Source organism: Psychrobacillus sp. L4 (genome assembly GCF_042944905.1).
Classification (GTDB): domain Bacteria; phylum Bacillota; class Bacilli; order Bacillales_A; family Planococcaceae; genus Psychrobacillus.
This window is the reverse complement of sequence record NZ_CP168496.1, coordinates 3,467,905-3,481,514: the sequence shown is the minus strand read 5'-3', so window position 1 is coordinate 3,481,514 and position 13,610 is coordinate 3,467,905. Positions and strand designations below refer to the sequence as shown.

The following is a 13,610-nucleotide window of genomic DNA, read 5'->3' as shown; positions in this document are numbered from 1 at the left end:
AGAAGTTAATTGTGCATTTGTACCTACTTTAGTATAAAGATACTTTATTAATCTAATAAGTATTTTTGTAATATAATAAAAAAATATTTGTTTATTCAAAGTATTTTTAAAAGTATTTCATTTCCTGATATTTAGCAAGCTATTATGTATGTATTTGTTATGGCAAGGCGGATGTAGTAAAATAAATGAAGTAGTTATGAAAGGAAGATACGTATGCCAACACCAAGCATGGAAGACCATATTGAACAAATATATATGTTAATCGAGCAGAAAGGATATGCTCGTGTGTCTGACATTGCGGAAGCATTATCTGTCTTGCCATCATCCGTTACAAAAATGGTGCAAAAGTTAGATAAAGATGGTTTTTTAATATATGAAAAATACCGTGGACTTACACTGACAACAAAAGGCATGAAAATGGGGAAAAAGCTAGTTAAGAGACATGATCTATTAGAAGACTTCTTACGGATTATCGGTGTAAAAGAAGAGAATATATACAAGGATGTAGAAGGTATTGAACATCATCTTAGTTGGAACTCCATAGACCGTATTGCGGATCTAGTATTGTTTCTAGAAGAAAATTCTTCTATTCAATCGAGGTTGCTGGAATTGCAAGACAGTGAAAACGATTAAATATATTGAAAACCAACTAAACGACGTATAAAGCAATTCAGAAGGAGAGCGGTAAAATTGATAGGATCAGCATCTGGAGAAATAGTAAAATTACAAGTAAAAGAACAAGAAGGATCGAAATGGATACTGGAGCATCATGAATTAGAGATTCCATTGAACGCTTCAGAAGCACCAGAAGATTTGCAAGTTGGACACATGATAGAAGTATTTTTGTTCGTTGATCGTAGAGGGAATTTATCCGCTACAACCCAACTTCCAACCATACAAAAGGGTACATATGGATGGGCACGTGTCATTAAAGTTTCCGATAAAGAAGGAGTTTTTGTCGATATCGGCACGTCGAAAGAAGTACAAGTAAAATCAGATGATTTACCGAAAATAAAAGAACTTTGGCCAGCAAATGGGGACCATTTATATATGACGCTTCGTACGGACAAAGACGGCGAGTTATTTGGCCGTTTAGCAACCGAAGATCGTGTAGAAGAAGTATATTTAGACGCACCAACCACTTTATTAAACCAAAATCTTCAAGCTAGACCTTATCGATTACTTCCAGTTGGAACGTTCCTACTAAGTGTTCCTGAAAATTATCGTATTTTTGTGCATCAGTCTGAACGTGTGGAAGAACCGAGACTTGGAGAAGACTTAAAGGTTCGTATTATTGACACAAAAGAAGATGGTTCTCTTAACGGCTCCCTATTACCTCGAAAACATGAACGTTTAGGCGATGACGCGGAATCCATTTTCCGTTATTTAAACGATGTAGGTGGAAGAATGCCGTTTACAGATAAGTCTAATCCAGAAGAAATACAAGAAATGTTCACGATGAGCAAGGCCGCATTTAAACGTGCACTCGGTAAACTGATGAAAGAAAGAAAAATTGTTCAAAACGATGGTTGGACAGAATTAAAAATGTAAAAAAATAGTTTAGATAAGTACCAAACATAGAGTTAATAATCTCTTATTTGGGTAACGGAGTGAAAAGAATCGATTAGTCGGAACTTTTTACTCCTGTTTTCGTATTAAAGGGAGAATGGATAGGAAAGGGGTTATTTGAATGAAAAAGTTATTACAACCATTTCTAGTTGCTATTATTATGGTTGGAGTTGTAATTGCACCATCCATTACATTTGCGGACTCAAATGGGTCTACAGAGGCAGTAAACGAAAAGTTCGGTGCTCCTATTGTAGTGTTTGGTGGAAATTTAACAGAAGACCAGAAAAAAAGTGTAAAAGAAAGCTTAAAAATAACAGAGAACTCGGATATTCAAGAAATTGAAGTAACAGGTCAGGACTTAGCGAAGTATTTAAAAGATGGCGATGCATCTGCTAGAATGTTTTCATCTGCAAAAATTACGAGGAAAGATGCTGGAAAGGGTCTCGTTATCAATATTGTTACTCCTGATAATATCACGGAAGTGACAGCAGAAATGTACGCAAACGCGATGCTCACAGCAGGGATCCATGATGCTGTAGTAGAAATTGCTGCTCCAAAACCAGTTACGGGTCACTCTGCATTGGTAGGTATTTATAAAGCATATGAAGTGACGGGTGGAAAACTAGATCCAGAGCGAACAGACGTAGCGAACGATGAGTTATCCGTTGCAACAAATCTTGCGAAAGAAGCGGGAATTGATGATGCAAAAGTAAGTGAATTACTGACAGAAATAAAAAAACAAATTGCAGAAAAAAATCCTACCTCACGAGAAGAAGTAGAAAAAATCGTTTCTGAGCAACTCTCGAAGTTGAAAATTGAACTTTCCGATAAAGACCGTCAGCTTTTGATAGATTTGATGGATCGAATCCGTAAACTAGACATTGACTTTAGCAAATGGGGCGATCAACTGAACGACCTTAGTAAAACAATTGAAGATAAGATTGGTAAGATCGTAGATAACGAAGGCTTTTGGCAAAGTGTCAAAGAGTTTTTTAATAAACTAATAGATTCCATTCGTTCTATTTTTAAATAATTTTTGCACCCTGCTTGTCTAAAGAGGCAAATAGGGTGCATTTTAATATGGAAAAGGCGAATCTTAGGAAGATACTATGTATTTGCTTTTATAAAGTTATCAAAAATACCTCGAATTCAATATAAATTAATTAGGAGGAATAGACAATGAAATTAGCTGGATTACACCATGTATCTGCCATAACAGCAGACGCAGATAAAAATCATGACTTTTTCACGCGAATTTTAGGAATGCGCTTAGTTAAAAAAAGTGTCAATCAAGACAATACATCTTCTTATCATTTATTTTATGCAGACGCAGTAAGTACACCTGGAACGGATATGACTTACTTTGACATTCCTAATGCGGGTAGAACGTATCCTGGTGTATCTAGTATTAGCAATACAGGATTCCGTGTCAAAAGCGAAGATGCATTATTATTTTGGAAAGAAAGACTTACGAAATTGGAAGTATCCACGGATGAAATAAAAGAGAGATTTGGTCGTAAAACACTTTACTTTGAAGACTTTGAAGGATCTAGACTGATGCTTGTTGTTGATGATGGAATGGGAATTCCTTATGGAGAGGCTTGGGAAAAAGAAGAAATCACTGCAGATAATGCAATAATCGGTCTGGGTCCAGTAAAACTTACCGTTCGCAATACTGCCCCAACTGAAAAAGTGCTCATAGAAATATTAGGGTTTGCGTTAGCGGGTTCTTATCCATCCGATGTTACTGGTATGCCGGATATTTTAGTGTACACTACAGGCGCAGGTGGCCCAGCAGGAGAAGTCCATCTAGAAACACGTACAGATTTACCAATTGAAAGGCCGGGCCGTGGGAGCGTTCATCACGTTGCATTCCGAGTCCCTTCAATGGAAGACTATCCAAGATGGGAAGAACTATTGCGTGCACAGGGCTTTGCTACGTCAGGATTAGTGGATCGTTACTATTTTAAATCTATTTATTTTAGAGAACCGAATGGAATATTATTTGAATTGGCTACAGATGAACCTGGATTTAGTTCCGATGAACCTATGGAAACATTGGGAAACACACTGGCATTGCCTCCATTTTTAGAACCAAAAAGAGCGCAAATCGAAAGGTCTTTGCGTCCGTTGTCAATTAATAAATGAGTGTGTTAAAATTCAGAAAAGGAGTGGTAAACAATGGATTTTCAATACAAAGAGCTTGGCGATGATGTATTTGCGTTTCAATATATACAAGATGGTGTAAAACTTGGTGAAATTACATGGACATTGCTTGGAGACGTGATGGTCATGGACCACACTTTCGTATCGGGTGAACTGAGAGGGCAAGGAGTGGCTAAAAAACTATTGGATAAAGCTGCAATACATGCTCGTGAAAAAGAGTTGAAAATGGAAGCGGTATGTTCTTACGTTGTTGCTGCATTCAACAAATCTAACGAATACGATGATGTAAAAGCTTAATAAATTTAAAAAGGCAATCCGTTTCTTTTCAGAGAGGATTGCCTTTTATGTTTTTAAATATGTGTAAAGAAAACCAAAATGCCTGTTAATACAGATGCACCTGCCAGTGTATAAAAGAAATCCGCCTGATTAAAAATTAACTTTTTTTCCATTTGAATCTTCCTTTCTATTATAAGTGATAGTATATTAGTACCCTTTTTGGAGTACTATTAAACAGGGTTGACTTATCTTATGAAGGGAAGTTAAGCATTAGACGAAACCTTTTGAAAGTTTCATCGTAGAATAACTATTAACTATTGGAGGGATACATATGAAGCGTACGGGAGAAATTACTCTCGGTGTTGTAAGTGGAATTATTAGTTTGATTTCAATAATACTAATTTCGTTGCTTGTCATAGGAGCTAGCACTTCATTAAATGAAGAGGGGTTTAACGCTACATTTGAAAATGAAATACTAACAAATCCGGCCATAAATTCTCAAGATATTGAGTATTTTACTCAGAACCCGGATGTAATTGTGAATATGGTAAACACTGTAGGTTGGGGATTGGTAACAGGTCTCCTTATTAGTTTAGTGTTGAATATAATAGGGATTGTATCCATTGCAAGAAATAAAAAACCGACGTTTGCTGGAATAATGTTTATATTAGCAGGAGTATTAGCGGGAATTATTTCTTTAACTTCGATTTTACTATATATAGCTGCAATTTTATGCTTCGTTCGAAAGCCACCAGTGGAATATACAGATCAGGATGGATACTATTCTGTTAACGAGTCACTATAATACAAAACACCGACCTACTAGGTAGCTCGGTGTTTTTAACTTTAGTTATTGAGTAAGTAAACGTATTTAGCAGTGGACAACGGATGACCTTCAAAGTACTCATCAAATTCTTCTAAACACTCAAATCCAAAACGTTCATAGAAAATGCGAGCCCCATTATTTTCACTTTCAACATAAACAAATAATTGCCTGCCTTTAGGCATCTCATTCAATCCGGCAACTAGCAATTTTTTTCCAAGACCTATTTTTTGGAAATCTGGTAACACATAAATAGCGGTCAATTCTGCATCTCCATCTTCATCTACGTATGTAAAGTTAGCAAATCCTACAGGCTCATTCTCATATTCAGCTAATAAAAAAATAGTTTTTTCCATTCGTTTTGCAAGCATTGTGTTGGAGTATGCTTTATCTAAAAAAAGTTGTTGTATGTCATCTGGAATAATATCTTTATATGTGTCGTTCCAACTGATCTTTGCGATTTGTTGAACAGCTGCTATATCCTTGAATGTGATCGCCCTAATCATTTGAAATCACCTCTAAATTCTTTTTGTTATCATATCAAATATACGATTAATCTTCTACCATTGTGTAATAATTATATATGGATCGAAAAAAGTAAAAAGTCTACTGAAAGAAATTTAGTAGAAGAAGAGGATGGAAACGGCGAAGTATTCCTTCAATGGAAGCCTCGCTTATTTTTTGCTATTTGCTAACGAACTGAACGATACGAGGATTAATATTACTCCAGTTAAGAAAAAACCACCCTTTGCTGTGAGTGCAAGTAGCCCGGTGATACTTGAACCCACTACGACACCTATTGAAAAAAATGCATAAAAGTAGCCGTATGCTTTCCCGCGGTATGTTGGTTCAGTGGTATCAATTAGTAATGAGTTTATAGATGGAAATAAAAAAGCAAATCCTATTCCATAAGAACCCATACAAATGTACATCCATTGTAAATTCTCCATTTGTCCAAGTAACAACATACTTACTCCCATAAGTCCCATTCCGAAAGCTAGTGTTTTAATAGGCTTAACACGATCAAAAATTCGATTTATAGGTAGCACGAATATTAATATCGCTACAAATCCGAAAGTACTAAGCAATATACCACTCGTTTTAGAATCAAAACCAAGATGAAGCACTTTTAATGGAAGCATATATGCTAAAACACCTTGGGAAAACATTAAAAAGAATGCACCTGAGTATGCTTTAACCAATCCATTTTTTCTGAAAAGGTCTATAATTGTTACAGAAGAAGTTCCTTTATTCCCCTCTATTTGTTTAATAATAGAAACAGATTTTAAGAAAAAAATAGATAAAACACTTAGAATTAGCATAATAGAGCCAGTAATACCTAATACAAATACTTCGCTTTGTTTACTAGCTAATATTCCGCTCATTGCAGGACCCACGATTGCAGCTAGTCCAACGAATGCTCCTGACAAAGCAACACCTTTTCCTCTTTTTTCAGATGCGGTCTGATTAGCGGAATAAGTAAATGCTGCGGGAACAATAAAACCAGCAACTAACCCATGGATAAAACGTACTAATAAAAGACCCATTGGTTCCATTACTAATTGGTACAAAAACAAGGAAATACTTGTTGCAAAAAGACCAAATATTAATATATAAAAAGGACCTTTTTTATCGGTTAAAAAGCCTGAAATGATATTTCCAAAAGTATTGGAAAGTGAATACATACCAACAACTAACCCCGTTAAAAATGGTGTAGCTCCTAGTGATATAGCGAAAGGACTCATAATGGGCAACTGGGTAAATAGGTCGAAAAAAGAGAAAAAGATAATAGTGTAGACAAACAAGCGCAATTATGTTCCTCATTTCTATATTCAGCTTTTCTTAGTGTAGCACTTTTTTATTACTTTTTCAGTTTTAAATTAGGTATAAAGAGGAAAAGGATATTGGTATTTACTTAATAATAGGGATAGGGGTGAAATAAGTTTGGAAAAAGAGTTGTTCATTTTTAGTCATTCATGTTGTAAAGAAAAAAGGTCGACCAATAGATGAAAAAGAGGGCAAGCCTTTGATTTAAATGTTTCCTTGGAGATGCAAAGGTAGTTATAACTAGTGAAACAGTTTAACTTACTCATATTCTAGATTATGCAAGTTTGGGAAGAGGCTTTCACTTTAGTCACAATAGTAAATCCATCCTATAAAGGAAAGGATGTCAAAAAAGTAGGTGAAAAAGAATCAAAAATAATTTTGATTTTTCAAGATTATGTTATAATATGATTCTAGAAGCCTATAAATAAAATAAATCGAAAGAACTACAAAGGGAGAAGTGGTCCTTATACAACACGTAGATAAGATATTTTTAGACAATTTTTCAAAAATGTATATTAAAGAACTAGCGGTAATAAATAGCGTTAAAGGGTTAGATTTATTTTTAGAATTAGAAAAAAAGCTATTCCTACATATGTACTCACTTGAACTAGAAGCTGCCAAAATGGTTTTAAGAGAAATGATCGAATTAATTATTAAAAGAGCTGAGAAGCAAATGATTTTAGGCGTGAAATATTATTACATACAATTAACTGCTGTGATGGGCAGAAAGCTTTATGAAAATCAAGTACCAGCAGACAAAGTAATGGCTTTTAATATCGCGAGTGTGAGAGTGATTGAAACTAAAATGAGTGATGCACAGTTTCTTCAATGTGCCGATGAGCTAGTAGAGTTTTTTGTAATGGTCATAACAGAACGAAAAAAACCTTCTTTTGGTCATCAAACAGTCAACAAAGTTATCATTTTTATTAATGACGAAATTGAGAATAACTTAACTGTTGAAAATATTGCTAACCAATTTAATATTAGTGCAAGTCATTTATCACGCATTTTCCGCGAGCATACTGGAGTTACTCTTGTAGAATATTTGAATATCCGAAAGGTCGAGGAGTGTCAGTACTTTTTAAGACACACAAATAAGGGCATCTCTGATATTTCCGATTCTTTTCACTTTTGCAATCAAAGTTATTTCACGCGTATTTTTAAAAAATATACTGGTTTAACTCCAAAACAATTTCGGGATCACCAAGAATATCCGAATTTTAATTATAATTTTCCTAATGAAAATAAAGCAATTTAACATTTGCTGCATGTAATATTTGATAAATAGCTTCATAGTAAGGTATACTCGTTATAGCTTAATAATTGAAGGTGAATGAATTGAAAAAGAAAATAAGTTTGCTTTCTATTCTTGTGTTCGCGACAGTAGCACTTAGCGGGTGTTCCGGAATAGAAAATAAAGATGGTACTTTTTATCATATTTTTGTTCGACCTTTTAACTTTTTGCTCAATTTCTTTGGTGAAATATTCAATGGAAGTTATGGACTAGCAATCATTGCGATTACATTACTTATTCGATTTGCTTTAATGCCACTAATGCTTAGAAACTATAAGAATCAGCAGGGTATGAAAGTAAAAATGGATAAATTGAAGCCAGAAATGGACGACATCCAAAAGAAATTGAAAGCAACGAAGTCAAAAGAAGAACAAGCTGCATTACAGCAAGAAATGATGGGATTATATCGTAAGCACGGTGTGAATCCGATTAACATGGGTTGTTTACCAATGCTTATTCAGATGCCAATTATTATGGGATTATACTTTGCTATTTCGCACTCAGCGGATGTCAAAACACATCCTTTCTTGTGGTTTAACTTAGGTACACCAGATATAGCGATGACTCTGATTGCAGGAGCAGTTTATTTCCTTCAAGCGAGAGTATCACTATGGACAGTACCTGAGCAACAAAAGCAACAAATGAAATTGATGGTTTATATTTCTCCTATTATGATTATGTTCATATCCTTCAGTTCGATGGCAGCATTGCCGTTATATTGGACAGTTGGTGGGGTTATTTTAATATTCCAAACATACTTAGGGCGTAAATTTTATTCGAATCATCCAGAAAAAGCAGAGGAATCTGTCTAAAACGAAGCTTTTTATAGCTTCGTTTTTTTATGGAGAGGTGTAGCAAATGAAGAAAAATTGGATTATCGGGATAGTTATTGTTGCAGCAGCTATTGCCTCGTTGGTTTTCATTATTTTGGGGAATCTTAATATGGCTGTTCTTTTCATGACTGCTATATTTACTTTAAGTAACGGATACCGGGCTGTGAGTTTTAAAGAAAAAGGATACGTCCGTGAGGCGAAGTGGATGAAGGTTATGGCCATTGTATTTGCTGTATTATTCTTCGTCATTTTAGGCATTATTCTATTTTAAAGTTCCCTATTATATTTGCGTGTTACCCATAAAAAGGTAGCGCGTTTTTTTGTTTTTCCATGTAGTTTTATAGGAAAAGTGTTAAACTAGTAGTATCGTTATTGGAAAGAAGGAAGACCATGAAATCTAGACAGAGTTTATTAAAACAGAAAAAACAAAAGAAGTGGCCATACATTGTTGGCGGATCAATTGCAGCGTTATTAATAGGAGCAATCGTTGTTTGGATAGGAATAAATGATTGGAATATAGATAAGAGTATGACTGCATTAGGTTTATCTAATCAAGTGGAAGAGCCTGAGTTGGAGCAAAAGGGTGAGAATTCAACTGTAGATGAACTGGCAGGAGAAAAAGCAGTAGAAGAAACCCCTAAAGTGGAAAAACCGGTAGTTGAAGAGCCTGAAATCGACATGTCCGGACCTAAAGGATATGAAGGCCACGAAACGTTACCAACGGAACCAAAGTATGTGGACGGGGTACTAATTGCCAGTAAAAAATATCCTCTCCCTTCTACATTTGCCCCTGGAGAAAGTAAAGAGGGAAGAGAAGCGTTTGAAGAAATGGCAGCAGAAGCTAAGCTTTCAGGATATGAACTTGTTGCATTCAGTACATACCGTTCCTTTGAATACCAAACTACGCTTTATGAAAGATATGTAAGCCATGACGGTCAAGAAGCAGCGGATCGATATAGTGCACGTCCAGGATTCTCTGAACATCAATCTGGTCTTGCATTTGATATAGGAGAGAAACATTTCGAGCAGCATTTTGCACGTGAAAGCTTTGGGGAAACGGAAGCAGGGAAATGGATTGCAGTAAATGCCTATAAATATGGTTTTATTATGAGATATCCAAAAGACAAAGAAAAAATAACGGGCTATATGTACGAGCCGTGGCATTTCCGCTATGTTGGGAAACAACTGGCGAAAGAAGTGTTTGATGCTGGAACGACATTAGAAGAATATTTAGGTATTTAAGAAAATAGGTTTTCGCATAAGCGAAAACCTTTTTTTAAAAGCTAAGCAAATATGAAATTGATATACTAGAAATCCGGTATCCGTGGTGTTTTGTAAAACTTACTATTTAAACGTCATTTATTGAAGTAGCTTAATTTATAGCTTTATCTCACACGCTATTTTTCAATGTCTTCCAATTAGTCTCGGGCCTAGTGCAATAGCTCTCACTTTAAGGTGAATTGGTTTCGAGGTACCATAAATTGTTAATAAGTGCACCTGGTTATGCAACTCTTGAATTCTAAAAAGCATATTGTAATTAGTCTTGGCACTAAAAAGAAATAGTTAGTCATCTATTAATAAAGAAGCGCTGAGCGGACGAAATTGTATCTTCGTCCGCTTTTAAAAGTATAGGAAAGGATTTATTCTCTCATTATCTAAACCTTAAGTACTTTATCTCTTCCTATTTCAAGAGGGGGACGGACAAACATCTTCCAACGGTAATAGTGTTGTTGATGTTTCGTCCAAAGCACTCTAGAAATAGAGAAGGCAAAATGCACTTAAAGGACGCTTGCGCTTTTCTCATAATATTGGTGAAAGTAGCCGTGCGAGAGACTCTTTAAATTTAATTTTACGAGATCTATTCTCATATAATTCCCAAGTTAACACGGTAGATAATTTCATATCTTCCTCGAAAAGCTCGGCAAGTTCATGTGATGTTTCGCGATCATAGATAAATGCATTAACTTCGAAATTTAGCTTAAAACTGCGAACATCCAGATTTGCGGTCCCGACAGTAGATGCTTCGTCATCGATCACAATCATTTTCGTATGCAAAAAGCCATTTTGATAAATATACACTTTTGCCCCTGCTTTAATTAATTCTCCTACATAAGAATACGTAGCCCAATAAACGAAAATATGGTCTGGTTTGTTAGGAATCATAATTCGTACATCAATACCAGACAAACACGCAATGCGGAGTGTATCCATAAAGCTTGCATCTGGGATGAAATAAGGTGTTTGAATGTAGATATATTTTTTCGCCATCATAATTAACTTCAGATAGCCATTTTTTATTTGTTCCCATTCGGAATCTGGTCCACTAGAAACAATCTGCACACCTACGGAACCTTTCAGCGGAATAGCGGGAAAGAATATATCTGAGTATTCAATGTCGTGTTCGGCCGAAGCTTGGTTCCAATCGAGCAAAAAGCGAGTTTGGAGTGGATGAACGGCACTTCCTTCGATACGTAAATGGGTGTCACGCCAATACCCAAATCGTTTATTTAAGCCAAGGTACTCATCTCCCACATTGAATCCACCAATATAGCCAATACGACCATCAATTACAACAATTTTTCGGTGATTTCGATAATTCATACGTGGATTAATTAAAGGGAAAATTGCAGGGAAGAAGGCTTCTACTCGTCCACCCAATTCAATTAACTCTTTAAAATGCCTTCTCCTTAAAGAACGCGATCCTGTATCGTCGTATAAAATTCGCACTTTTACACCTTGTTGTGCTTTTGCTAAAAGCACGTCATATATTTGCTGTCCAAGATGATCTAGGCGGAAGATATAATATTGAATATGAATATGATCTTTAGCATTTTCTAAATCAAGTAAAAGGGCATCAAACTTTTTACGTCCATCAGTGAAGATTTCTACATGATTATCTTGCGTTAACACAGCGTGATTATTATTCAAATGCATGATGATTAACTCTTTATAATGACTTGTATCGTCTAAACGGAAGTCAAACGTATCATTTTCAATTGCTTCCATTTGAAAATCAATTAGTTTATCGATACCAATTTTGTTTTTACCTTCCCAGCGAAATAAGTGTTTTTTACGCAATTTTCTACCAAATAACAAATAAATCCCAAACCCTAAGATAGGTATAAAGAATAAAACCATAATCCAAGCCCACGTAGAAGAAGCATCTCTTCTTTCTAAAAATATTAATGCGATGGCAAGGAAAATATTTAAAATGATAACACCTGAAATGATGAAACTTAAAATACTTGCAGCCAAGTTTACACCTCCACTTGTCATAAGTATAGCTGATTTGTTGAGAAGAATGAAGGAACACCTAAAAAGTAATAAAATCTAAAAACCTACTTGACCGATAGGAATAAATGAATTAATATTTGTAAATCAGCAAAAATGGAGGAATACATATGAATTTACTATTTATTATACTTAACGTAATAGCATTATTAGTGTTTGTTGGGGTTTTGATTGTTATGCAAAAGAAACATATTTCATTCTCTAAAACAGTATTTACAGCCTTAGGGTTAGGGGTAGCGTTAGGTTTAGCATTACACTTTATATATGGTGTCACATCCGAAATATTAGCAAGTTCAATTGAATGGTATAACTTAATCGGTACAGGTTAGGTTAAATTACTACAAATGATTGTGATGCCCTTAGTATTTATTTCAATTCTAGGAGCATTTACTAAGCTTACTATTGGTAAAAACTTTGGGAAGATGGCAGCTATTATTCTTAGTATATTAATAGGAACAACGGCAATAGCAGCAGTTGTTGGAATAAGTTCAGCTGCAATATTTGATTTAAATGCAGATCAAATTGTGCATGGAGACGCAGAATCTGCACGAGCTGAATATATCGAAGGTCGATCTGCAGAAGTAGCAGATAAAACGCTTCCTCAGCAAATGCTTGATTTACTACCAGCTAATCCGTTTTTAGATTTCACGGGGGCTCGTCCAACATCAACTATTGGCGTCGTAATATTTGCCGCATTTTTAGGCTTTGCATACCTGGGAGTAGCTCGTAAAGAAGTGGAAACTGCTACAACAATAAAAAAAGGAATAGATGCAATATACTCGCTTGTAATGAGTGTTGTGAAAATTGTACTTCGCTTAACGCCATACGGAATCCTAGCAATTATGGCAAGAACAGTTGCAACATCCGATTTTGCGGCCATATTTAACTTAGGAAAATTCGTGATTGCCTCATATGTCGCATTGGCGGTTATGTTTGCGATTCACTTATTAATCATTACACTATCTGGGTTAAATCCAGTAACATATGTGAAAAAAGCAGCAGAGCCTTTATTGTTTGCATTCACTTCACGTTCAAGTGCAGGTACTTTACCCATTAATATAAATACGCAAACAAATAAACTTGGTGTTTCAGAAGGAATTGCTAACTTCTCCGGATCTTTTGGTTTGTCTATTGGCCAAAACGGATGTGCAGGCGTTTATCCAGCGATGCTTGCATTTATGATTGCACCATCTCAAGGTATTAATCCGTTAGATCCAATGTTTATTCTTACTGTAGTTGCTATTGTGGCAATTAGCTCGTTTGGAGTAGCTGGAGTAGGCGGAGGAGCAACATTTGCTGCAATTCTTGTACTTTCGGCATTAAATTTACCAGTTGCTTTAGCAGGTTTACTTGTTTCTGTTGAACCACTAATTGATATGGGTCGTACAGCTGTAAACGTAAGCGGAGCAATGACAGCCGGCGTAGCGACTGCTGCTATCACGGGCGAATTGGACAAAGAGATGTACAACGCACCGATAGAAACACAGACAGTTGAAGCATAAAAATAAATTAAGAAAAGCTGTCCTATTCA

Annotated in this window: 13 protein-coding genes and 1 pseudogene; 11 read left to right on the top strand and 3 right to left on the bottom strand. The window is 35.6% G+C overall.

Annotation, left to right across the window (positions count from 1 at the left end; translation table 11 throughout):
• The first annotated feature begins 213 nt into the window (after positions 1 to 213).
• From mntR to ACEPXG_RS16745, 6 genes are all read left to right on the top strand, one after another.
• Positions 214 to 633, top strand: a complete 420-nt coding sequence (mntR, locus tag ACEPXG_RS16770; protein WP_391204882.1) for a transcriptional regulator MntR — start codon at positions 214 to 216, stop codon at positions 631 to 633.
• Positions 634 to 690: 57 nt separating this feature from the next.
• A complete protein-coding gene (locus ACEPXG_RS16765) occupies positions 691 to 1,551 on the top strand; it encodes a S1 RNA-binding domain-containing protein (protein WP_391204879.1) in 861 nt (286 codons plus the stop codon).
• Positions 1,552 to 1,690: 139 nt separating this feature from the next.
• A complete protein-coding gene (locus ACEPXG_RS16760; protein WP_391204876.1) occupies positions 1,691 to 2,602 on the top strand; it encodes a DUF1002 domain-containing protein in 912 nt (303 codons plus the stop codon).
• 146 nt (positions 2,603 to 2,748) lie between these two features.
• Positions 2,749 to 3,717 (top strand): ring-cleaving dioxygenase, encoded by a 969-nt coding sequence (locus ACEPXG_RS16755; protein WP_391204873.1) that lies wholly within the window; start codon positions 2,749 to 2,751, stop codon positions 3,715 to 3,717.
• 33 nt (positions 3,718 to 3,750) lie between these two features.
• The gene (locus ACEPXG_RS16750) at positions 3,751 to 4,032 is read left to right on the top strand and encodes a GNAT family N-acetyltransferase (protein WP_391204871.1); all 282 of its coding nucleotides are present in this window, start codon (positions 3,751 to 3,753) and stop codon (positions 4,030 to 4,032) included.
• Between the two features lie 310 nt (positions 4,033 to 4,342).
• A complete protein-coding gene (locus ACEPXG_RS16745) occupies positions 4,343 to 4,816 on the top strand; it encodes a DUF4064 domain-containing protein (RefSeq protein WP_391204868.1) in 474 nt (157 codons plus the stop codon).
• A gap of 41 nt (positions 4,817 to 4,857) precedes the next feature.
• Here the strand turns inward: ACEPXG_RS16745 and ACEPXG_RS16740 are convergent, their stop codons facing one another.
• Positions 4,858 to 5,340: a GNAT family N-acetyltransferase gene (locus ACEPXG_RS16740; protein ID WP_391204865.1), complete on the bottom strand. Its 483-nt coding sequence runs from the start codon at positions 5,338 to 5,340 to the stop codon at positions 4,858 to 4,860.
• Between the two features lie 168 nt (positions 5,341 to 5,508).
• The gene (locus ACEPXG_RS16735) at positions 5,509 to 6,645 is read right to left on the bottom strand and encodes an MFS transporter (protein WP_391204862.1); all 1,137 of its coding nucleotides are present in this window, start codon (positions 6,643 to 6,645) and stop codon (positions 5,509 to 5,511) included.
• 524 nt (positions 6,646 to 7,169) lie between these two features.
• Between ACEPXG_RS16735 and ACEPXG_RS16730 the strand changes: the two genes are divergently transcribed.
• The 4 genes from ACEPXG_RS16730 (at position 7,170) to ACEPXG_RS16715 (ending at position 10,030) form a co-directional block, all read left to right on the top strand.
• Positions 7,170 to 7,919, top strand: coding sequence for a helix-turn-helix transcriptional regulator (locus tag ACEPXG_RS16730; protein WP_391209966.1), 750 nt, complete (start codon positions 7,170 to 7,172; stop codon positions 7,917 to 7,919).
• Between the two features lie 80 nt (positions 7,920 to 7,999).
• Complete coding sequence (yidC, locus tag ACEPXG_RS16725; RefSeq protein ID WP_391117927.1) at positions 8,000 to 8,767, top strand: membrane protein insertase YidC; 768 nt, start codon at positions 8,000 to 8,002, stop codon at positions 8,765 to 8,767.
• A gap of 46 nt (positions 8,768 to 8,813) precedes the next feature.
• Positions 8,814 to 9,059: a hypothetical protein gene (locus ACEPXG_RS16720; RefSeq protein ID WP_391204859.1), complete on the top strand. Its 246-nt coding sequence runs from the start codon at positions 8,814 to 8,816 to the stop codon at positions 9,057 to 9,059.
• 119 nt (positions 9,060 to 9,178) lie between these two features.
• Positions 9,179 to 10,030, top strand: a complete 852-nt coding sequence (locus tag ACEPXG_RS16715) for a D-alanyl-D-alanine carboxypeptidase family protein (RefSeq protein WP_391204856.1) — start codon at positions 9,179 to 9,181, stop codon at positions 10,028 to 10,030.
• 558 nt (positions 10,031 to 10,588) lie between these two features.
• Here the strand turns inward: ACEPXG_RS16715 and cls are convergent.
• Entirely contained in the window at positions 10,589 to 12,064 is a 1,476-nt protein-coding gene (gene cls / locus ACEPXG_RS16710) for a cardiolipin synthase (RefSeq protein WP_391204853.1), read from the bottom strand.
• A 125-nt stretch (positions 12,065 to 12,189) separates the two neighbouring features.
• Here cls and ACEPXG_RS16705 point away from each other — a divergent pair.
• Positions 12,190 to 13,581 (top strand): annotated as a pseudogene (locus ACEPXG_RS16705) (L-cystine transporter).
• Positions 13,582 to 13,610: the final 29 nt, after the last annotated feature.

Excerpts from the sequence above, each read along its gene's own strand:
- mntR (WP_391204882.1), top strand. The coding sequence starts at position 214 with ATGCCAACACCAAGCATGGAAGACCATATTGAACAAATATATATGTTA.
- ACEPXG_RS16760 (WP_391204876.1), top strand. The coding sequence starts at position 1,691 with ATGAAAAAGTTATTACAACCATTTCTAGTTGCTATTATTATGGTTGGA.
- ACEPXG_RS16755 (WP_391204873.1), top strand. The coding sequence starts at position 2,749 with ATGAAATTAGCTGGATTACACCATGTATCTGCCATAACAGCAGACGCA.
- ACEPXG_RS16750 (WP_391204871.1), top strand. The coding sequence starts at position 3,751 with ATGGATTTTCAATACAAAGAGCTTGGCGATGATGTATTTGCGTTTCAA.
- ACEPXG_RS16745 (WP_391204868.1), top strand. The coding sequence starts at position 4,343 with ATGAAGCGTACGGGAGAAATTACTCTCGGTGTTGTAAGTGGAATTATT.
- ACEPXG_RS16740 (WP_391204865.1), bottom strand. The coding sequence starts at position 5,340 with ATGATTAGGGCGATCACATTCAAGGATATAGCAGCTGTTCAACAAATC.
- ACEPXG_RS16730 (WP_391209966.1), top strand. The coding sequence starts at position 7,170 with ATGTATATTAAAGAACTAGCGGTAATAAATAGCGTTAAAGGGTTAGAT.
- ACEPXG_RS16720 (WP_391204859.1), top strand. The coding sequence starts at position 8,814 with ATGAAGAAAAATTGGATTATCGGGATAGTTATTGTTGCAGCAGCTATT.
- ACEPXG_RS16715 (WP_391204856.1), top strand. The coding sequence starts at position 9,179 with ATGAAATCTAGACAGAGTTTATTAAAACAGAAAAAACAAAAGAAGTGG.
- cls (WP_391204853.1), bottom strand. The coding sequence starts at position 12,064 with ATGACAAGTGGAGGTGTAAACTTGGCTGCAAGTATTTTAAGTTTCATC.